The following is a 20,215-nucleotide window of genomic DNA, read 5'->3' on the forward strand; positions in this document are numbered from 1 at the left end:
CTCCACGATTGAAATTGGGTTACAGTCTATCGAGTATATTATCCCTGCTGTTCCTTATATTTACAATTAGAAAATATTTAAATTTTCGACAAATTTTTTCAAAAAAATGAACGCCCCAAAAAGAGGCGCTCTGAGTTCGAGCTATTCAACTTTCGTGACAGTTGAATTACGACTTAACCTTGCAGGAATTCATACCGAAAAGGCGGTAAAGAAAGCATTGTTGGGTCAGTGCAGTATAGAGTAAGGGAACGCCAATTAATGCGAGGTACTGCAAACCTCCTTCTAGAAAGAAGAACAAGGAGAGAAACGCTAGCCCAGCAACGACTCGAAATATTTGATCAAATTTACCTACGTTTTTCATGATCAGCCTCCCGATTACTGTGGTTTACGAGACTCATTGTATCGGGCAATCTTATATTTGCCTGTAACAAAGTCACATAATGCGAAGGAATTCGTACACCGCAAAGCGTATGAATACCAAATCACAATTCAAACCGAAGGGAACGAAGGGCATGAACGATATCCGTTACCAGCGTAAAATTTACACACACGGACCTACACCAATCGAAAGGATGGAGCGACTGTCTAGGGAGTTAGGTGGTCCGAGCATCTCTATCAAGCGAGACGACATGCTTGGTTTGACAGCAGGGGGAAACAAGACGCGAAAGCTGGAGTATTTGGTGGCAGAGGCAATCGAGCAAGGGGCAGACACGTTGATTACATGTGGAGCTGTCCAATCCAATCACTGCCGGTTGACTCTGGCGGCGGCAGTTCGCGAAGGTCTGCACTGTCAGCTCGTGCTGTCCGCGCCTGAGACGGGGGACTACCAACCGCAAGCGAGTGGCAATCATCTGTTGTTCCACTTGCTCGGAGCAGAAAAAATCGAGGTCATTCCCGCAGAGGCAGATTTGCTTGCAGCTATGGAAGAGCTCGCTGAAAGTCTGCGAAAACAAGGCAGAAAACCATATCTGATCCCGGTAGGAGGCTCCAACGAAGTCGGGTCTTTGGGGTACATGGCGTGTGCGGAAGAAATCGAGCAGCAGGCTTGGGAAACGACGACTCCATACGATTATGTCGTGACGGCAACGGGAAGTGGCGGTACCCAAGCTGGTCTGCTTGCCGGTTTTATGGCGCGTCAGTCCAACACAAAAGTAATCGGGATCAATGTCAGCCGAGATCGGGCTGCACAAGAAGCCAAGGTGATGGGGTTGCTGTGCAGTACTGCTGTACGGATCGGTTTGCAAGGGGACATACGAGCAGAAGCTGTGCTTTGCGACGACAGATTTGTCGGGCCAGGCTATGCGATTCCGACGGATGGCATGATCGAAGCCGTTCGGCTGGTCGCTCGGACAGAGGGAATTTTACTCGATCCTGTCTATACCGGAAAGGCGGTGGCAGGGTTGATTGGCTTGATTCGCGAAGGGCATTTTACCAAGAGTGATCACGTATTGTTCCTGCATACGGGTGGTTCCCCTGCACTCTATACGGTTCCACAGTTGTTTTTGCCGTAAAAAAGACAGGCAGTGGCAGCGATGACGTACATTTGCGTTCAGAGCTACCGCTGCCTGTTCGATTATTTGTTCAGGATGCCTAAATATTCGTTCCATGGCCCTACATCAGCCGTGTACCTTTTGGCCATGACCCGTACGATTTGCGCCATATGCGTTAAATCATGAACGACCCACGTAGAGAGCAATTCCCGTACTTTTACGACCCCAAAAGCGGGATGGAGTCCAGTTAATTCCAGATGCTTTTCCGGTTCCACGAGCGTTCGCAGCCTGGCTATGTTTTGGGCACGAATCGTTTTGAATTCCAGCAGCTTTTGCTCGAACGATCTAACCGAGGATTCTTGTAAGTGAGCGTAGCGATCAAATGGGGGAAACGGTTTACTCTCTCCCTCTTGAAGTATGATCTTCAGACGCGGGAGCCAATTCGTTTTCTCCGCCAGGGTCAGGTGTTCAATCACCTCAGTAGCATGCCAGGTGTCGTCGCCTTCATTGTGCAGCAACCACCCATCTGATAAGCCCGTTAACAAGGATTCCAATGCTTGTGGCGTACGCTCTAGAACCTCAATCGCTTCATCCAGATTAAAATTCATGGTACGACTCCTTTCGGTATGGAATCCGGAGTTATTCGCCTTTCACCAATGTCATCCCTTCCAATTTGTTTGGAGAAGGGTGGATTTGTTTGCGTGAATACGTATAGAATGGTCGTAAGCAAGGCTCGTATAAATAGAAACGCAGAGGTTGATAAATGGATGTTTAAAATCGGCGTGGTTGGTCCCAAGCAATCGGTAGAAAGGATTCTAGCGGTTGCAAAGGAATTCGAGGAAGGAATGAATTTTGTTCCGTATCCGTATACAGAGACAAAAGAAACAGAAAAAATCGTCTTGGAAAATGACCAGTACGTGGATCATTGGCTTTTTTCGGGACCACTTCCGTACTTGATTGCCAAAAATGTCCTGGACGATGAAAAGCGGATGGAACATATTTTTCCGACGGAATCCAGCATCTATAAAGGCTTTTTGGAAATGGTGTACACACGGGGAGAGCTTTTGGATCGGGTCAGTGTAGATATGCTCTCATCTACGAAGTTCATGGAAGATTCGCTGTACAACAGCAGCATATCCGTGAGCCAACTATACATGAAGATATTTGAGGTTACGATTGATCCGCAAGAGCTGCTGGCATTTCATCTCGATTTATGGAACAAGAAAAAGATTGATGCTGCGATGACCTGCTATCCAACCGTCTATCAATCGTTAGTAGATGCCGGTATCCCGGCCTATTGGATTTCTCCCAGTAATATGGACATTCATCAAACAGTCCGCGTGTTTGTCGAGAAAGTACGCACATCCTACTTTAAGGATACACAAATCGGGATCGAAATGATCGAGGTCGAGCAATTCGACAGAATCAAGGAAAGCGCGAAGACCTCCTATCATTTACAATATTTGGAGCTGCGTATAAAAGAAGCCTTGATCAAGCTGTGCGAGCAAGTGGATGGATCGCTTTTGGAGCAAGGGAATGGCAGATACGTCATCTTCAGTACGCGCGGAACCATTCACAGGGAGATTCCTACCTTGCAAAACACCGTAGAGTTTTTGGCGAAGGAAGCGGATACGACGGTCGCGGTCGGAATCGGGTTCGGAGAGACTGCGTTTGCAGCCGAGATGAATGCCCACCGAGCCCTGCGCCAATCAAAGGAAAAAGCTACACGAGATATCGTCATGATTCAGGATGACGGAACGATCGTAGAGTGGGTTGGTCAGGAAGAGGAGCTCATCTACTCGTATCGTGCCGACGATGATGAGATTTTGGAAAAGCTGAAAAAAGGGAACATCAGCGTCAAAAGCTATAAAAAGCTCGATGCCTTGCTGCAAAAAATGGGTTGGACCGATTTCACGACAAAGGATCTGGCCAAGTATTTGCAAATGAGCGAGCGAAATGCACAGCGAATCGTCGCGGATTTGTGCGCCGTTGAGCTGGCGGAAAGCTCCGGGGAAGAATCGCAATCAACGCGAGGAAGACCCACCAAACGATACCGACTTTTGTAAGCACCCTGCTATGGGTGCTTTTTTCATTGCCGAGAAATCAAACTGTTAAAAAAAACCGTTGCCAATAGTCTCAACATTTCGTAGAGTATATATAACGACATGTCGTAATATATGCGGTAAATAAGGGAGCTGGACCATATTTGCGCGGATCGTCAGTCATCGAACGAGATGAATGCGCTTTCGCCAAAATGAAAGACTAGCTTAGTAATGCATCTAGAAGGAGGTATCCACACATATGGTATCAGCACGCACGAGAAACTGGATTTTAGCGCTACTCTTTTTGGGCTGGGCATTAGGGAACCTGGATCGATACGTCATGAACTATGCCATTTTGTCGATCACAGAAGACTTGCAGCTTAGTGCTTCATCCACGGGATTATTGCTCAGTAGTTTTTTTGCTGGCTATGCACTTATGCAAATGCCTGGAGGCTGGCTGGCAGACCGGTTTGGTTCCAGGAAAGTACTCATCGCATCCGTTGTCATGTGGTCTATTTTTACAGGATTGACCGGAGCTGCTTGGTCTTTGGCTTCGATGATCCTTATCCGCTTTCTGTTCGGGATTGGTGAAGGTGGCTTCCAACCAGCCAGCTCGAAGATTATCGCCACGATTTTTCCTGTAAAGGAACGCTCGCGAGCAATGTCTGTGATGCTCTCCTCTAGTGCCATTGTTGGGCTTTTCTCCCCGATTTTATCCGTTTGGATGATTCAAAATATGGGCTGGCGAACCATGTTCGTCGTCATTGGTGCAGTTGGTGCCGTGATTGCTTTCCTGTACTGGCGCCATATTAAACTTCCGCAAGATGAGTCTGCAACGAATACAATGAATGGCTCCGAGCAACCAAAAAGCTCCGTGTCCTTGTTGTTAAAAACGCCTTTGCTATGGAGTCTGTTAATCGCTTACTTTAGCATTTATGCAGTAAACTGGGGTCTCGTAACCTGGATGCCGACTTACTTGAGCAAGGTACGCGGACTGGATATGATTTCGCTCGGCTGGCTGCAAACGATTCCAGGCTTCGCTACGTTGGTCGGTATTTATGTGAGCGGCTATGTACTGGACAAGCTGCCAAAAGGTCGCGAAAAAATTATTGGAAGTCTCTCCTGTGTGGTAGTCGCAGTGCTCTTGTACTTCATGTTTACCGCTTCGAGCGTGACGATGTTTATTACGTACCAAGCAATTGTGTCGCTGTTCCTTTCCTTTGTGATCATTCTGTTGCCATCTGTTGTCCTGAAAAATCTTCCGGCTGCCGTAGCTGGAACAGGGATGGGCATCGTGAATACAGGTGGACAGCTAGCTGGCTTTATCACGCCAATGGCGATTGGTTTTATTGTAGAAGCGTTTAACGGTTCATTTGATGCAGCGTTCTGGATGCTGATCGGCTTCGCAGTCATTTGCATTGGCGCACTATTATCGTTGAACTATGAAAAAGGCGAGCTGTTGCAGCAAAACGCCGACAGTGCATCCGCCTGAACACTTAGAGAAAGGAGCGTATGAAATGAACAGAACCGAGATCATTTCTGCGTTAATTGAACAAAAAAGAGACGCATTTATTCGCGTTAGCGATAAAATTTGGGAAACACCAGAAATTTACTTCGAGGAGCATCGTTCTGCCGAGTACTTGTGTCAAGCTTTGGCAGCAGAGGGCTTTGAAGTGGAGAAAGGAATCGCTGGACTGGGGACTGGCTTTGTTGCCAGCTTTGGAAGCGGCAAGCCCGTCGTGGCCATCTTGGGCGAGTACGATGCACTGGCAGGATTGAGTCAGAAAAAAGGCGCGATCAACCATGATCCGATTGTGACTGATGGTCATGGGCATGGATGTGGACATAATCTCTTAGGTGCCGGCGCGCTGGCAGCAGCGGTTGCCGTTAAAGATTACATGGAGAAAACAGGCTTAGCAGGAACGGTCCGTTATTTCGGGTGTCCAGCTGAAGAAGCTGGCTCTGGAAAAGCGTATTTGGCTAGGGCAGGCATGTTTGCTGACGTAGATTTTGCGCTCTCTTGGCATCCTGCAACAGTACCTAGCATCATGAACATCAGCTCGCTTGCGAATTACTCCGTTCGTTTTCAGTTCCACGGAAAAAGCGCACATGCAGCAGCAGCACCGCATTTGGGACGAAGTGCGTTGGATGCGGTCGAACTGATGAATGTCGGCGTGAACTACATGAGAGAGCATATGATTCCGGAAGCACGGGTTCACTACGCGATTACGAATACAGGCGGAATTTCGCCAAACGTCGTCCAGCCGTTTGCAGAGGTCGTGTACTTGATTCGCGCTCCGAAAAAGCAGCAAGTGAAGGAACTGTATGAAAGAGTTTACGACATCGCACGGGGAGCTGCCTTGATGACGGGAACCACCATGGAAGCGGTGTTTGAGGGGACAGCTTCTGATCTGGTGCCGAATACGGTATTGGCGAAGCTCATGCACAAAAATCTGGTTGAAGTCGGCGTGCCTACGTACGATGAAGCAGATCAGCAATATGCCAAACAAATTCAGGCAACGTTAACAGCCGAGGATATGAGGGCTTCGTTGTTCGGGTTGGATCGTGAAACAGCGAAGCAACTGAAGGACAAAGCGATTGCGGATGTGATCGGGCCACTTTCTACGCACGAGTTTACGCTTGCTGGGTCTACGGACGTGGGAGATGTCAGCTGGCAGGTTCCGACGATGCAATGCATGACGACATGCTGGGCACTGGGAACGCCTTTCCATACGTGGCAGGTCGTCTCGCAGGGGGCTATGCCAATTGCACACAAAGGGATGCTGCAAGCAGGTAAAGTTATGGCTGCTACAGCGATCGAGGCGATGGAAAACCCGGCACTGATTGAACAGGCAAAAGCCGAATTGCAGGAACGTTTGGAAGGGGAAGAATACTTCTCGCTCATTCCGGACGATGTTCAACCACCTCAAAAAGCGTAAATCGAAGGTGAAAAGGAAGTTGGTTAGACAAGTGGCGCAGCAAACAAGAACGATCGAGACAGACTGCTTGGAACAATGGATCGAGCAATATCGCGGGGAGTCCAGTAAGGGCAAATGCGCTGCATATATCCCTGCTTTGAAAGAGGCTGACCCAACACAGCTAGGGATTTGTGTGATGGGACCAGATGGACAAATTAGCAGGGCTGGCAACTACGATGCTCCTTTCACCCTGCAAAGCATTTCCAAAGTCATCAGCTTTCTGGCAGCATGTAAGCACCACGGGATTGCAAATGTATTGGAGCAGGTGGATGTAGAGCCTACTGGAGACGCATTTGATTCGATGGTTCGGCTGGAAATGCACAAGCCAGGAAGGCCTTTTAATCCCATGATCAATGCGGGAGCCATTACGGTGTCTTCCTTGTTGCAGGGGAACGGAGTCCAGGAAAAATTTCGCTCCTTTCAAGACATGGTCGAGGGCATGACAGGACGCAAGCATCAGATCAACGAGGAAGTCTATCACTCGGAGTGGCAAACGGCCAACCGCAATCGCTCCCTCGCCTACTATCTCGCAGCTACTGGCTTTTTGGCCTGTCCGGTAGAGGATGCTTTGGACGTGTACATCCGGCAATGCTCACTCGAGGTAACGGCAGAGGACATCGCGAAAATTGGCTTGATCCTGGCGCATGATGGCTATGATCCGGTACGCAAGGAACAGCTTTTCGACAAAGAGCTGGCTCGCTTGACCAAAGCACTGATGGTTACATGTGGCATGTACAACGCTTCCGGCAATTTTGCTGCTTTTGTGGGTGTGCCAGCGAAAAGCGGCGTGTCAGGAGGTATTATGGCTTCCGTCCCTCCGCGTGGGCGTTCTGGAGAGCTGCCTTTTGCTAGCGGCTGTGGAATCGGTGTGTATGGCCCTGCTATTGACCAGTACGGAAACAGCGTAGCAGGGGTAGCGCTGCTCAAGCATATGGCAAGTGCGTGGGATTTGACGATCTATTAAAAAGAAATGGCTAGAGATCACAGATCATGTCTGGATCTTTAGCCATTTCTTTTTGTCCATTGTACCTTGATTCATTTATAAACAACTAATTACTCAAGGAAATTGTCATTGTTCCTCTTATTCCTTTACCAGCACTTTGGTTTGTGTGAAGTACAATTTTATTAAAACCATTTGGAATGGATGTATTAGGATAATTGTAATTTTGACCTGAACCAGGTATAGGAATTTCTTTTCGCAATGTTGAATCTTGATAAAATTGGAGTACCGCTGGTTCACTAGAAGAATTTGCGGTTCCTGCTATAGAAATACGGCTGTTAATTGTATTACCATTCCAAAGAGTTTGTGAAAAAGGATAACCATCCGGAGCATAAAGGTAGTATGGCCCTGAAAATAAATTTACAGGAGTTTGAACTGGAACAAACTCAATCCGATCAATAAACAGATTACCCTGCGTTTGACTGGTGTATTGTCCGAGACGTACATCGATCTCTCCTAAAGGTAGGGAGATAGGATCAGGAAGAGATATTGTAAGCAACCTATAGTTTCCATTTTGTCCTGGCACGTATCCTTGATCTTGAACGTTTTTGGTACTTGGAAATGTAAAATTACCGCCTTGAAGACTCTGATTTCCTGCATTAACTGATTGCCAAATATCAATGCTTGAATCTGAAGGGTTTGCATAACGTACACGAATGTGATACTGACCAGCTAGTTTATTTGTAATAGGTACAATGAGGGAAGGTCCCAGTGGAAGTTGAACCGCGTTGGTCCCGTTCAATCTTTCCTGTACAACGTTAAGTGAGCTACCATCCTCAATATAACCTTTTTCAGCTGGAATTCCTTTAATCGTAACTACTCCTGTTGTTGGATCTGATTGGCCTATGACATTTTCGGAATATAGATTTTTGAAAACAAATGCATTTATCACTGCATCTTGGCCACCCAGCTCATCTGTCCATGGAAAGACAAAATGAACTTTATGGTTATCAGGTGCTACAACCCTCTTGTCATATCCATATTCTCCTCCATTGGTAATACTAGTCCCATCTGCAAAATCCATCATGATTCCAACATACGGACTCATAACCCGTGGTGTTACTCCAATTAAAGGATTGTCTCTTGATATGTTGATAGGGTCATTTGCAGCTCCACCGGAACCGCCGTAAGTATATGTTTGTGATTGATTGTATCCTCTATCTAATACTTGTTGAATCTGATCCACTCGATCCCATGTTCTCGTTGAAATTTGAGTCAGTTCACCAGGGAAATTTCCATACAGGTACGTACTTGGATCACCAGCGGATGGATAGCCTCTCCAATCAAACCTTCCTACTAGATCAGAAAATAAGAATCTCGTTTGTTCTATATCTGTTTGTGCCGAGTAAACTTCCGGACTGTCATTAGTAGGCCATTTATCAAAAGTAGGCCATAATGCAGCAATATCAAACCCATATAATGTTGACGTGTAGATAAAGCCAGCGGTACTAATTTGACTAGATTCATCGTCCTGTATGTTTTGTAACCCTGTTGTAAAAAGAGTACGAACATTCTCGCTATGCTTCACGATCCACTGTTTTAGATAAGTCAGAAAGTTAGTTTTATCTGAATCACTAATTCCCCAATCTGTTTGTTTAGAAATGGCCTCCTTTAAAAGGCCTAGATGCATGGTTGCTGCTTGAACATATAAAGGAAGTGCATAAGCTGCATAGTCTTTTAGTGTAAATTGGGGTATATCATGAACAAATTGGAGGTGAATCGTATTAACTGTGCTCCCTATAGTGGAGGTCTTCGGATCGGTTAAATTCTTGACTTCTGTAGCTAAAACATCTAGTTCATTTTTCCAACCTTGTAGCAGTGCCTCTAATTTGTTCAATGTGTCTGTTGTTAACGCTTGGTTAATTAAATCTTGAATCTGCTGACGCAAAATATCAAATAAATCGGGTTGTGAGGGGGGCCAAATTAAATCCATAATAGGAATAAAAAAGCCTATTACAGGCCCTACAAAAGGAACAAAGGAAGAAGCATAGCTTAATATAGTCGTGACTAAGGCACGATAATCGATATTATTGTCTGTTGCAAGCTGAAGGTAATCTTGTGTAATTTGTCCATTGTAAACATCATGCCAAACATCTTTTAATAATTGCTCCCAATCCAATCCGTCTGCCTTGTTAGATAGATTGTTCAACTGTTGATAAGCAGATGTCGATAGTGTGTTATAAGGACCAGTTGATAAAAGGTTTTTTTCCTGCATTGCATAATTCCCCCTTCTTTAATAAATAAAAAATACGTTAGTTAATTTCCTTATTTTAACATTTCGGTATATATTCGTATAGTTTCCGCTTTAATAGGACTTCGATGCATTCCGATAGCAATCTTTCGTTGGAAAATAGACAAAGTGACTCCAATCCCATACGCAAACAGCAACATACAGTCGCTGGCTTTCATTGGCAAAAAAAAGAACCTGTGACATACTGGAGCTATCACGGTCATCGGAGGAAATCAACATGGTAGATGTGGTTGCATGTGGCGAGTTATTGATTGATTTTACACCTGTACAGCAGAAGGAAAAACTGGACAGCGCTGCATTTGAGCAAAACCCTGGAGGAGCACCTGCCAATGTACTTGCCGCTCTGTCGCGCTTTGGGAAGCGGACTTCCTTTATCGGTGCGGTGGGAAACGATGTGTTTGGGCGGTTTTTACAACAGACCTTGAACCGACAGAATATTGGCACAGAAGGTCTCGTACTCACGGAGGAAGCACCTACGACGTTGGCGTTTGTTCATCTTGATGAGACAGGCGATCGTTCTTTTCACTTTTACCGCAATCCGGGTGCAGACATGATGCTGCGGAAGGAAGACGTGAACAAGGAGCTGATTGCACAGGCAGCCATTTTTCATTTTGGTACGTTGTCCTTGACGCATGAGCCAGCCAGATCAGCAACCTGGAAAGCAGTCGAATACGCGAAAAAGCATCAGCAGCTCCTTTCATTTGACCCGAATATTCGAGCGTCCTTATGGGCTGATCTGGAGGAAGCGAAGGCTATGGCCCTCAAAGGCATGGCGCAGGCTGATATCGTCAAGCTTTCCGAGGAAGAGCTGGCTTTTCTCATGGGGAGCGAGGACGTCATGGAAGCGACAGCGTGGATGCTTGCGCAATATGATCTGCAAGCTGTTTTTGTCACGTTGGGGGAAAAGGGATGTTTTTACCGTACTCGAAATCACTTCGGTACAGTCGGTGGATTTCAAGTAACCGCGATCGATACGACTGGAGCGGGAGACGCGTTTGTGGGCGCGCTGCTCTATCAGCTTCTTGAGGAGGGGGAAAGTATGCTGGATATCCCACAAGCGACGTTAGAGGGCATGGTTCGCTTTGCTAATGTCGCAGGTGCGCTCACGACAACGAGATCAGGTGCCATTCCCGCCATGCCTACGCTGTCTGAGGTCAAAAGCTTCATGGAAGCAGCACGGTAGGAGGGAAGAATCATGATATTTGTGGAGGTCATCCTGCCTGTCCTGCTCATTTTTCTTAGTGGCTATATTTTGCAGCGCATTTTCAAAATGGATTTGAAGCCGATCTCTTCCCTGGCGATTTACATCTTGTCGACGGCGCTCGTTTTTCGTACTTTTTACAAAACACAACTCGACTTGCAATTATTTTATATCGTCGTGATTTCGCTGCTTCTGCTGGCTGCTCTCGTTGTGATCACGCAGTTGACGGCACGATTGTTCAAATACGACAAACAACAGGAAAGCGCACTGATGCTCGCGACCGCCTTCATGAACAGTGGCAACTACGGGACGCCGATTATTTTGTTCGCTTTCGGAGAGGCTGGCTTTACATGTGCGGTGCAAATCATGGTTTTCCATTCGATCATGATGGGCGTATTCGGCGTGTATTTTGCCTCCCGAGGAGGGAATGGGATGGGGACGGCCATCAAGGCGATCTTCAAGCAGCCATCCAATTACGCTGTGGTTCTCGCGATTTTACTGCAACAGCTGCAAATCGTCATCCCGCAAAGCTACTACCAGGCGATTGATCTCGTTGCACAGGCGGCGATTCCAGTTGTGATGCTCATCTTGGGCATGCAGCTCGCCAATGTATCTACCAAAGCGCTAGAGTGGCAGGGACTCAGTGCTGCGAGTGTCATTCGGTTGGTGGCGTCACCGCTTTTGGCGTACCTCATCTGTCTGTTATTCCCGATTGATCCGCTGCTGCAAAAGGTGCTGGTCGTTCTGGCAGCCATGCCTTCTGCCGCAACTACTGCGATCTATGCGATCCAATTCAACATGCGTCCACAATTCGTCTCCAGCAGCGTGTTGGTTACGACGGTGATCAGTATAGGTACATTAACGTTTTTGCTGAACATTTTGCACTAAATAGGAGGAATAAACATGCACAAACAAGAGTTACTACGACTGTACGATCAAGAGATGAGAGTGGAGATGACCTATCCGCATGTTCGACGCGAAGAGACCGAGCATATTGTTCGCCACGTCTCTCTCTCAGATGAGCCGGGAACAGTCTTGTTTTCCCGTCTGTCTGAGGCAAACGCAGAGGAACTCATCGCACGCGAAATCGAGTATTTCTCAAGCCTTCAACAATCTTTTGAATGGAAGCTGTTTGATTATGACCAGCCTGCAAATCTGCTCGAACGGTTGCAGGCGCATGGTTTAACAGCAGGAGAGGAAGAAGCGCTGTTGGTCATGGATGTGGCGCAAGCAGAGGACATGCGAAGCCGTAGCATCCCTCCTGAGATTCGCCAAATCACGAATTCGGCAGGCATCGATGACATTATGCAACTGGAAGAGCAAGTATGGGGCAGTGCAAATCCGGAGTTGGCCGCGAGATTGAAAAAGGATTTGGCCGAAGATCCTAAGCACCTTCTTGTGTACGCGGCATACAGTGGCGATCAAGCGGTGAGCGCAGCGTGGATGTATCTACATGAGGGGACGTCCTTTGGCAGTCTGTGGGGAGGCTCAACGTTGCCTGCTTACCGGAATAAAGGCTACTATACGGCACTCGTAGCGATACGGGTACAAGTAGCACACGAGCGTGGGTATCCGCTTTTGATGGTGGATGCGAGTCCGATGAGCCGACCGATTCTGGAGAAAAAAGGCTTTGAATTTCTCGCCTATACGTATCCATGTTTTTTTGAGTATAAATAGTATCGTGGAAAAGGAAGCTGCCCATTGCTCTGAGGGGCAGCTTTTGTAGTTGCAGATAGTCGCTTGTGTCACTATTATGAGAATAAGAATCATTTGCAAGATTATCCTACGTATGGTTAGGCAGGGAGAAGGTCATGGATCAAGCAACTGTACATTCCATATACGATAGCTATATTAATGCATTGCCCTCTACACAAAGTGATCGCATTGTGTCCGAAGCGAATCGGTATACACTGACGAATAATGATGGCTACTTTCGGAGAGTGATTCCTCGACCGGGATTGGAGCTGGTCGAATCCAGCTACTCCCTTCAGGAAAACCGCGTCATGGATTTACAGTCGCAGGCAGCCATGGTGGAGCTCAGCTTTTGCTTGGAGGGGAGTGGGGAGTTCGTCGTTTCGGGAAGTCAGCACGAGTTTTTGCCTGGGAGTTGCTCCCTTCAATTGATGAACGACTTTCATGCGCATTTTATGTACCGGGCGGATGTTCCTCATCGATCTGTTGGCATAGGTATTTCCGTGGAGCAATTTAATGAATGGGTGGCGGAAAGCGATGTGGGAGCAGCGTATTCGTTTCAAGGACTGCTTGGCAATCAGGCCTATCGACTGTTTCGCATGCCGTTGCAACCGAATATGGCTCGGATGCTCCAGCAGTTGAACGATTTTTCATCCTCCCATTTGAAGTTGCGGAGATTGCATACGGAAGGCAAGATTCTTGAGATTGTGTCGACGGCGCTAGATACGTTTTTGTTCGAGCGGGAAGAGAATCGACCGAGGTCACAGTTATCCCGGAGTGATCGGGAAAAGATTCACAACGCCCGTGACATTCTACTCGAAAATATGGAGTCTCCGCCTTCTCTGATTGAACTGGCGCGTATGGCACAGCTCAATGAATACAAGCTGAAGATCGGCTTCAAAGAAGAGTTCGGGACGAGTGTATTTGCCTATTTGCGGGAAAGGCGTTTGGAAAAAGCGCTTGGAATGCTGCGGGAGGGCAATCTGAATGTCAGTGAGGTTGCACTCATCGTAGGATTCTCCAACTTCAGTCATTTCTCCGAGGCGTTTCGCAAGCAGTATGGATTTAATCCTTCCGAAGTGAAGCGGGGGAGATTTGGCTAGTATTACAATCCGCCAAACCGTGAAATTCGTCATCCTCACTCCGTTTCCTCTCATCTAGGATTCATCGATCACGTATAGTAGAATGATACAAAAAAGGGAACAGAAGGTGTAAGCGATGTGCCGAAACATCAAAACCTTGTTCAACTTCGACCCACCCGCTACAGAAGATGAGATTGAAGCAGCAGCCCTGCAATTCGTGCGAAAGCTCTCGGGCTTCAACACGCCTTCGAAGGCAAATGAAGAGGCTTTTCACCGCGCGGTCCAAGAGGTCTCCGATGTTGCGAAAAATCTCTTGGATTCGCTGGTGACGAATGCAGAGCCACGCAATCGAGAAGTCGAAATCGAGCGTGCTCGCGCGAGAAACGCCAAACGGTTTGGCACGACAGAGTCGTGAGACGATAAAGACAAACAGTCTAATCTAGGGGCAGTCCATTAGGGCGACTGCCCATTTTTCTTATGCAGGAAAATCAATACGGGGGTGAGCCTATGGAGCGGTTACATGAGTTGAACGATTTGCTAAACAAATTGGAGGAGCGGCATATTTTTTATCGCTTGAGTAAAATTAGGAGCGAAAGCATCATGATCGAGGTAGCTGTCCCTGGTCAAAGATGGGAGATCGAGATGATGGAGGACGGTAGGATAGAGATCGAAAAATTTATTAGTGACGGTGACATATACGACGAGAAGGAGTTAGATGTATTGTTTCGGGACTTCTCCGATTAATTTATGGCACTATCCTCTGTTTAGTCAGAAATTTCAGCATCTTATCATCTTCTTATGAGGTGATTTATCATTTCGCTACTATGTCTCTCTCCTGCAAATTATATTATCGTAGAGTGCAAAGGGGAGAGGATCATCATGGAGAAAGTGAACGTCGCACAACATCTATCACGCTTGCAAGATTCCTGGGGCTCTCTGGTTGTCGGAGAGATGAATGATACGTCTATTAAGCTAGAGAAGCTTCAAGGTGAGTATCCTTGGCAACAAAATGACCAGAAAGATGAACTGCTGTTTGTCGTCAAAGGCAGACTGCTGCTGATGTACCACGAGCGTAATATATGGGTGGAAGCCGGAGAGTTTATTGTTGTGCCAAAGGGAGTTTCCTACAAGCTGTTTATCCCGAATGGCGATTGTCATCTACTGGCGATTGAACCGAAAAAATATGCTGCTCTCAAGCGCTGCTCCTAAGACGATCAACATAGAAAAATCGAGCGCTATTCGTTCGCGGATAGTGATGATATAGAGCTGTCAATCGACCGGTCACTTTCGTAGGCTGGACAATTGGTGGCTTTTTTGCTATTAATATATGTTCAAAAAGACAGCTTTTTGAACTTCGGCTCATAGAAAAAAGTGTTGACTTATGCGTAATTTACTATGTAATAAATACTGATAGCTCCAACTCTTTTCGAGGTGATGAATGTTGGACGACGGCATATATGTATTGATTAAAAAAGGAGACCCCGAGCAGCTTCAGAAGCGTCAGTTTCTACATAAGGAAGAGTGTACGATTGGGAGACGGGGCAATCAATTACAACCAGACATTGCTTTTTCCAGTCCGTATATTTCCAGAAGGCATGCAGTGATACGGAAAATCAATAACCAATATTCGATTTCTGATTTGCAAAGCAAGCACGGGACAGAAGTGAACGGAATGCCGATACAGCAAGCACCGCATTTTCTTTATCACGGTGATCATATTACGCTGGCTAAAGGCGTGGTAGAGATGATATTTTTCGCTGAGGGTAGCGAGATGGATGTGACGCGGGAGTTCTCATTTCCTTTGATGATTCCAAAAGAAACTACCTCCACTTCCGGCTTGGTCATCAATCTGGAACGCAGAGAAATTCGTCTCGATGGCGCGAGAATCCATTTGACCGGAAAAGATATGGACTTGCTCATGCTTCTGTACCAACGTGCGAACCAGGCGGTCAGCTATGATGAAATCATGGTACTCGTCTGGCCGGAGCGGTTGCTGAATGCGGAGAGCAGCGTCCCGGATGTTGGACGAGCCGAGATCAACGCTCTCGTTTATCGCTTGCGTAAGCGGCTGGGCAGATATGGCGAGAACGTCACCACGATCCCGCGCTTCGGTTACATGTGGGAAGAATAGTAAGTAGTACGACAGACACAGGATGAATTTCCTGTGTTTTTTTTGCATTTGATGTAACTGTCTGACACTTATCATCGTCCTATGAGAATAGTCTCATCTTGCCATCATCTTTTTTCCATATATTATGGTACCTGGCTGTAATATCGTGTGGTAGGGAAGGTGAACGACTAGTGAAAAAGACATGGATAGTATTTTGGACGGTTTTTGTCATTGTTCTTTCAGGGTTTTTCTATCTTTTCTGGGACTTTTGGAAGGACACCACGCAGTCGGATGGCGAGAGGGCAAAGGCAGCATTCACCGCGTATACGACAAAGTGGGGAGAACAGAAATTCTCTGACATGTACGAGCAGCTTTCTTTACATACAAAAAAGACCATTAGTAAAGATGAATTCGTTTCGCGTTACCAAAACATTTACGGTGGAATCGAGGCCAAAGCGATTGCTGTCGAGCCGATGTACAATGGCGACGTCATCCTAGGGGAGGATGGGCAGATCAACTTTCATTACCGGCTAACGATGGAAACATTCATTGAACCGATTTCCTTTACAGGGAAAGCAACGCTTGTCAAAGAAACGCAGAATGACTTGGAGGACTGGTACATTCATTGGAATCCTTCTTTTATTCTTCCAGAAATGAAAGAAGGGGACAAAGTTAGAGCCAATACGGTGTATCCCAAACGAGGTGAAATCACGGATCGGGCAGGGCGTCCATTGGCAACAGAGCGTGTCGTGGTAGATATCGGGATAAATCCGGGAGAATGGAGCCAGGCTTCCCAGACCGGGAAAATGGAGGTAAGCAAGCTTTTGCACATTCCGTTGGATGACCTCACCTCGAAGGTCCAATCTACGACAGGCAAGTGGACCAAGTTTATCCGGATCGCCACGCTGCCGCAGGACGATGCACGCATCAAACAATTAGAGAAAACAGAAGGGCTCAAATTGCACAAAAAGAAAGTCCGCTACTATCCCTATCAGGACGCGACGGCCCATCTGGTTGGCTATGTAGGAGCGATCAGTCAGGAAGAGTACGAGAAGCGAAAGGATCAGGGCTATAAAACGTCCGATGTGATTGGCAAATCAGGACTGGAACAGATTTTTGAGGAGCAGCTAAGAGGGAGTGCAGGTGGGCGTATCGTCATTACGGATGCAAATGGTACGGAAAAAAAGACCGTGGCGGAACGCTTCGCCAAGCAAGGACAGCCACTGGCATTAACCATAGATGCTGAAGTACAGAAGACGATTTACCAGGAGCTGAAAAACGAAGCAGGCACGGCAGCGGCGATTTCACCAAAGACCGGGGAAATACTGGCCCTCGTCAATTCTCCGTCCTTTGATCCGAATGCGTTTGTGCTTGGTATGTCGGCAACAGAGTGGAAGCAAATGAATGACAACCCGCAAAAGCCGCTTCTCAATCGATTCGCGCGCGGGTTTGCGCCGGGCTCCACCTTCAAGCCGATCACGGCAGCGATTGGCCTTGCGTCAAAAGCGATTACCCCTACGGACAGTATCCACGTCCGTGGACTGCATTGGCAAAAGGATGCGTCCTGGGGTGGATACGAGGTAACGCGGGTCAGCGATTACGGGGGACCTGTCAATTTGGAAAAAGCATTGGTGTACTCCGACAATATTTATTTTGCGAAAGCGGCGCTCTCCATGGGGGAGGAGCCATTCGTGAAAAAGAGCGAGTTGTTTGGGTTCCATGAAGCTCTCCCGATTCCATATCCACTGGACAAATCGAAGCTGTATAACGACAGTTTCAAAAACGAGATTCAATTGGCAGACTCCGGTTACGGTCAGGGCGAGGTAACGATGACGCCGCTACACCTTGCGTTGGTGTACAGTGCTTTTGCAAATGACGGAAATATCATTTATCCATCACTGTTGCAGGAAGACAAAAAAGGCGGGTATTGGAAGACGAATGTCATACCTTCTGATGTGGCGAGCACGGTGAAGCAGCACTTGATACAGGTTATGGAAGACCCGCGCGGCACCGGACGAGGAGCACGGGTGCCTGGTATTCGCATGGCGGGCAAGACTGGAACAGCTGAGCTGAAACAGAAAAAGGGCGAGATCGGGTTGGAAAACGGATGGTACGCCGTTTTTAATGTAGATGATCCGCGTTTGCTGGTTACCATGATGATCGAAGATGTCCGTGGTCGGGGTGGCAGTCATGTACTCGATGCACGTATCAAACGAATTTTCACGAAGGTACTGAAAGAGTAGGGAGAGTAAGGATGAAGGAAGCAAAAAGTGATCGTTTAAAACGACTGCAAATCGTCTATATCGTCGTATTCCTTATGTTTGTGGCAATTATTTTGAGATTAGCGCAAATCCAAATCCAGCAAGGGAGCGATTATGCAAATGAGCTGGCAGACAGATCGTATAAAAAAGATTACATTCCCGCTATGCGAGGAAACATTTATGACCGCAACGGGTATGTCATTGCCGAAAGTCGGCCTTCCCATCTCGCTGTCTTCCGTGAACAAGAGGTCATGGAGAAGAAAGCGTACTTTGTCCTGGTGGAAAAGCTGGAGAAAATACTGAGCCTCGATAAGGCCACGCTGTTAAAAAAGATGGATGTCGGCTATGCCTACGAGAAAGGCAATTATGTGGAAGCGGCACGACAATTGCCGCGCTATTTGGAAAAAGAGCTGAAGGTGGATTTGACAGATAAAGAAATCGCAGTGCTGGGTGAGCATCGCGGCGAATTGCCGGGGATTGAAGTGGTGACAAAACCGATCAGGAAATACGATCCCAAGCAAATCGCCGTACAGGCGGTCGGGTATGTCCGGCCCTTTCATATAGCTGAAAATGTGAAGCTCGCCTCCTACAAGGATGAGATCACGCAGTATTTGCCGAACCAGTTAGTTGGGTTCGATGGAATTGAGCTCTCTTACGAAAAAGAGCTTCGCGGGAGCAATGGGTACCGGATGTATGAGGTCGCAGCAAATCAGACGGTTGTAAAGCAAGTGGAGGAAGTTCCGTCCGTCCCAGGCAATCATGTGTATCTCACCATTGATCAGCGGGTCCAGCTAGATATCCGGGATTCGATCCGAGCGTTTCTTCCAAAGTTGCGTGCAACCATCCCTGAGGCGAGGGCTGCAAAGGGAGCGTACGTCGTGGCAGTCGAGGTCAAGACAGGCAAGGTCGTCGCGATGGTCAGTTATCCGGAATACGATCCAAACGTGTGGATTGAGGGGCCGGATCAAAAAACGTATGACGAGATCAAGCTGGCGGTGACGAATGGTACGATTCGGGAAGCGCCATACGATACGCGGCCATTAACGGGCGAGGCGGCGATTCAGGAGGGCTACAAGCACCCGGGTTCCATTGTGCCGTCAGGGTCTGTCCTCAAGCCGATTACGGTATTGCTTGGTTTGCAAGAAGGTATCATCGCTCCCTCCGATCGTTGGAATGATGGAGGGGTGTATCACTATGGACGTGGAACAGACCGGATTAAGAACGACAGTTCCAAAGCGCATGGCATAATTACACCTGCGATTTCCCTGCAAAAGTCATCGAATACGTACATGGCGAGAATCGGGGAGGAATTGTCCCGCCGAAAAGGAAAAGAGTCAGCGGCCGTGCTACAATCGTACTATCACGCATTCGGGTTAGGGGTTCAGACTGGCGTGGATTTGCCGAATGAAAACAAGGGCAAAGAAGACTATTTGGTGATGGATGAAAACTATGGACCATTAGCAGCGATGGTGCAAGCTTCCTTCGGGCAGCAAGTTCGGGCAACGACGGTGCAATTGGCACAGTTTGCGGCGACATTAGCGAATAAAGGCGTTCGTTTGCAGCCGCAGATGGTAGATAAGATCACAGACGCAGAAGGAAAACTGGTGAAAACGTACACGCCAAAAACCATGAGTACCTTTCCTCACCCAGATAAATATTGGGACATTCTAGAGCAAGGCATGGTGCTGGTGACGAAGCCAGGGGGGACGGCAGTCCGTGCGTATGAAGGAATGCCGTTTCAGGTAGCTGCAAAGACAGGAACATCTGAGCAAGATATTTATGTACCGGTGACGGTGACAGATGAGAAAACCGGACAGAAAAAGACAAGATGGAAAATGCACCGCCGCATTACGAATGGTGTGAGCATTTCGTATGCCCCAGTCGACGATCCTGTCCTGGCAGTAGCCGTAATCGTTCCTGAGGGTGGTTATGGGGGAAGATCGGCTGCGATCATTTCACGTTCTGTATACGATGTGTATAACAAGCATATCGGAATCAAATAGCCTCCAATCCAATTAAAGAACAACAGCGGCAAGTCTAGGAAGAGTAAATAAAATCTTAGACTGCCGCTTTTTGTCTTCAACTATTTAACTATCTATACTTGTATG

18 protein-coding genes are annotated in these 20,215 nt (G+C 47.3%); 15 read left to right on the forward strand and 3 right to left on the reverse strand.

Annotation, left to right across the window (positions count from 1 at the left end):
- Positions 1 to 166: 166 nt before the first annotated feature.
- Entirely contained in the window at positions 167 to 361 is a 195-nt protein-coding gene (locus POF51_RS17990; RefSeq protein ID WP_069848568.1) for a YgaP family membrane protein, read from the reverse strand.
- Positions 362 to 512: 151 nt separating this feature from the next.
- Here POF51_RS17990 and POF51_RS17995 point away from each other — a divergent pair, with 151 nt between their 5' ends.
- Positions 513 to 1,511 (forward strand): D-cysteine desulfhydrase, encoded by a 999-nt coding sequence (locus POF51_RS17995; protein WP_271755822.1) that lies wholly within the window; start codon positions 513 to 515, stop codon positions 1,509 to 1,511.
- A gap of 62 nt (positions 1,512 to 1,573) precedes the next feature.
- On the opposite strand, the gene POF51_RS18000 is transcribed toward POF51_RS17995, so the two are convergent.
- Positions 1,574 to 2,098, reverse strand: coding sequence for a DinB family protein (locus tag POF51_RS18000; protein WP_069848564.1), 525 nt, complete (start codon positions 2,096 to 2,098; stop codon positions 1,574 to 1,576).
- A gap of 159 nt (positions 2,099 to 2,257) precedes the next feature.
- Between POF51_RS18000 and POF51_RS18005 the strand changes: the two genes are divergently transcribed.
- From POF51_RS18005 to POF51_RS18020, 4 genes are all read left to right on the forward strand, one after another.
- Positions 2,258 to 3,556 carry a hypothetical protein gene (locus POF51_RS18005; protein WP_069848562.1) on the forward strand — a complete coding sequence of 433 codons (1,299 nt, stop codon included), beginning with the start codon at positions 2,258 to 2,260 and terminating at the stop codon, positions 3,554 to 3,556.
- A 235-nt stretch (positions 3,557 to 3,791) separates the two neighbouring features.
- Complete coding sequence (locus tag POF51_RS18010; RefSeq protein WP_069848560.1) at positions 3,792 to 5,024, forward strand: MFS transporter; 1,233 nt, start codon at positions 3,792 to 3,794, stop codon at positions 5,022 to 5,024.
- A 25-nt stretch (positions 5,025 to 5,049) separates the two neighbouring features.
- A complete protein-coding gene (locus tag POF51_RS18015) occupies positions 5,050 to 6,471 on the forward strand; it encodes a M20 family metallopeptidase (RefSeq protein ID WP_271755823.1) in 1,422 nt (473 codons plus the stop codon).
- Between the two features lie 19 nt (positions 6,472 to 6,490).
- Positions 6,491 to 7,474 carry a glutaminase gene (locus POF51_RS18020; protein WP_069849120.1) on the forward strand — a complete coding sequence of 328 codons (984 nt, stop codon included), beginning with the start codon at positions 6,491 to 6,493 and terminating at the stop codon, positions 7,472 to 7,474.
- 85 nt (positions 7,475 to 7,559) lie between these two features.
- Here the strand turns inward: POF51_RS18020 and POF51_RS18025 are convergent, their stop codons facing one another.
- Complete coding sequence (locus POF51_RS18025; protein WP_271755824.1) at positions 7,560 to 9,725, reverse strand: insecticidal delta-endotoxin Cry8Ea1 family protein; 2,166 nt, start codon at positions 9,723 to 9,725, stop codon at positions 7,560 to 7,562.
- Between the two features lie 253 nt (positions 9,726 to 9,978).
- Here POF51_RS18025 and POF51_RS18030 point away from each other — a divergent pair, with 253 nt between their 5' ends.
- From POF51_RS18030 to POF51_RS18075, 10 genes are all read left to right on the forward strand, one after another.
- Positions 9,979 to 10,944, forward strand: coding sequence for a carbohydrate kinase family protein (locus POF51_RS18030; protein ID WP_271755825.1), 966 nt, complete (start codon positions 9,979 to 9,981; stop codon positions 10,942 to 10,944).
- A 12-nt stretch (positions 10,945 to 10,956) separates the two neighbouring features.
- A complete protein-coding gene (locus POF51_RS18035) occupies positions 10,957 to 11,850 on the forward strand; it encodes an AEC family transporter (RefSeq protein ID WP_271755826.1) in 894 nt (297 codons plus the stop codon).
- Positions 11,851 to 11,865: 15 nt separating this feature from the next.
- Complete coding sequence (locus POF51_RS18040) at positions 11,866 to 12,639, forward strand: GNAT family N-acetyltransferase (protein WP_271755828.1); 774 nt, start codon at positions 11,866 to 11,868, stop codon at positions 12,637 to 12,639.
- A gap of 134 nt (positions 12,640 to 12,773) precedes the next feature.
- Positions 12,774 to 13,757: a helix-turn-helix transcriptional regulator gene (locus POF51_RS18045; protein WP_271755829.1), complete on the forward strand. Its 984-nt coding sequence runs from the start codon at positions 12,774 to 12,776 to the stop codon at positions 13,755 to 13,757.
- 115 nt (positions 13,758 to 13,872) lie between these two features.
- Positions 13,873 to 14,151, forward strand: coding sequence for a DUF2277 domain-containing protein (locus tag POF51_RS18050; protein WP_069848546.1), 279 nt, complete (start codon positions 13,873 to 13,875; stop codon positions 14,149 to 14,151).
- A 92-nt stretch (positions 14,152 to 14,243) separates the two neighbouring features.
- Positions 14,244 to 14,480 carry a hypothetical protein gene (locus tag POF51_RS18055; RefSeq protein ID WP_271755831.1) on the forward strand — a complete coding sequence of 79 codons (237 nt, stop codon included), beginning with the start codon at positions 14,244 to 14,246 and terminating at the stop codon, positions 14,478 to 14,480.
- Between the two features lie 135 nt (positions 14,481 to 14,615).
- Entirely contained in the window at positions 14,616 to 14,945 is a 330-nt protein-coding gene (locus tag POF51_RS18060; RefSeq protein WP_271755833.1) for a cupin domain-containing protein, read from the forward strand.
- Positions 14,946 to 15,174: 229 nt separating this feature from the next.
- On the forward strand, positions 15,175 to 15,867 hold the full coding sequence (locus POF51_RS18065; protein ID WP_271755834.1) for an FHA domain-containing protein: 693 nt from the start codon (positions 15,175 to 15,177) through the stop codon (positions 15,865 to 15,867).
- Between the two features lie 170 nt (positions 15,868 to 16,037).
- Positions 16,038 to 18,089: a penicillin-binding transpeptidase domain-containing protein gene (locus POF51_RS18070; protein WP_271755836.1), complete on the forward strand. Its 2,052-nt coding sequence runs from the start codon at positions 16,038 to 16,040 to the stop codon at positions 18,087 to 18,089.
- Positions 18,090 to 18,100: 11 nt separating this feature from the next.
- The gene (locus POF51_RS18075) at positions 18,101 to 20,110 is read left to right on the forward strand and encodes a peptidoglycan D,D-transpeptidase FtsI family protein (protein ID WP_069848539.1); all 2,010 of its coding nucleotides are present in this window, start codon (positions 18,101 to 18,103) and stop codon (positions 20,108 to 20,110) included.
- The last annotated feature ends 105 nt before the right edge of the window (positions 20,111 to 20,215 follow it).

It is taken from the genome of Brevibacillus sp. AG, assembly GCF_028369215.1.
GTDB classification, from domain to species: domain Bacteria; phylum Bacillota; class Bacilli; order Brevibacillales; family Brevibacillaceae; genus Brevibacillus; species Brevibacillus porteri.

Excerpts from the sequence above, each read along its gene's own strand:
- POF51_RS17990 (WP_069848568.1), bottom strand. The coding sequence starts at position 361 with ATGAAAAACGTAGGTAAATTTGATCAAATATTTCGAGTCGTTGCTGGG.
- POF51_RS17995 (WP_271755822.1), top strand. The coding sequence starts at position 513 with ATGAACGATATCCGTTACCAGCGTAAAATTTACACACACGGACCTACA.
- POF51_RS18000 (WP_069848564.1), bottom strand. The coding sequence starts at position 2,098 with ATGAATTTTAATCTGGATGAAGCGATTGAGGTTCTAGAGCGTACGCCA.
- POF51_RS18005 (WP_069848562.1), top strand. The coding sequence starts at position 2,258 with ATGTTTAAAATCGGCGTGGTTGGTCCCAAGCAATCGGTAGAAAGGATT.
- POF51_RS18010 (WP_069848560.1), top strand. The coding sequence starts at position 3,792 with ATGGTATCAGCACGCACGAGAAACTGGATTTTAGCGCTACTCTTTTTG.
- POF51_RS18015 (WP_271755823.1), top strand. The coding sequence starts at position 5,050 with ATGAACAGAACCGAGATCATTTCTGCGTTAATTGAACAAAAAAGAGAC.
- POF51_RS18025 (WP_271755824.1), bottom strand. The coding sequence starts at position 9,725 with ATGCAGGAAAAAAACCTTTTATCAACTGGTCCTTATAACACACTATCG.
- POF51_RS18030 (WP_271755825.1), top strand. The coding sequence starts at position 9,979 with ATGGTAGATGTGGTTGCATGTGGCGAGTTATTGATTGATTTTACACCT.
- POF51_RS18035 (WP_271755826.1), top strand. The coding sequence starts at position 10,957 with ATGATATTTGTGGAGGTCATCCTGCCTGTCCTGCTCATTTTTCTTAGT.
- POF51_RS18040 (WP_271755828.1), top strand. The coding sequence starts at position 11,866 with ATGCACAAACAAGAGTTACTACGACTGTACGATCAAGAGATGAGAGTG.
- POF51_RS18045 (WP_271755829.1), top strand. The coding sequence starts at position 12,774 with ATGGATCAAGCAACTGTACATTCCATATACGATAGCTATATTAATGCA.
- POF51_RS18050 (WP_069848546.1), top strand. The coding sequence starts at position 13,873 with ATGTGCCGAAACATCAAAACCTTGTTCAACTTCGACCCACCCGCTACA.
- POF51_RS18055 (WP_271755831.1), top strand. The coding sequence starts at position 14,244 with ATGGAGCGGTTACATGAGTTGAACGATTTGCTAAACAAATTGGAGGAG.
- POF51_RS18060 (WP_271755833.1), top strand. The coding sequence starts at position 14,616 with ATGGAGAAAGTGAACGTCGCACAACATCTATCACGCTTGCAAGATTCC.
- POF51_RS18065 (WP_271755834.1), top strand. The coding sequence starts at position 15,175 with ATGTTGGACGACGGCATATATGTATTGATTAAAAAAGGAGACCCCGAG.
- POF51_RS18075 (WP_069848539.1), top strand. The coding sequence starts at position 18,101 with ATGAAGGAAGCAAAAAGTGATCGTTTAAAACGACTGCAAATCGTCTAT.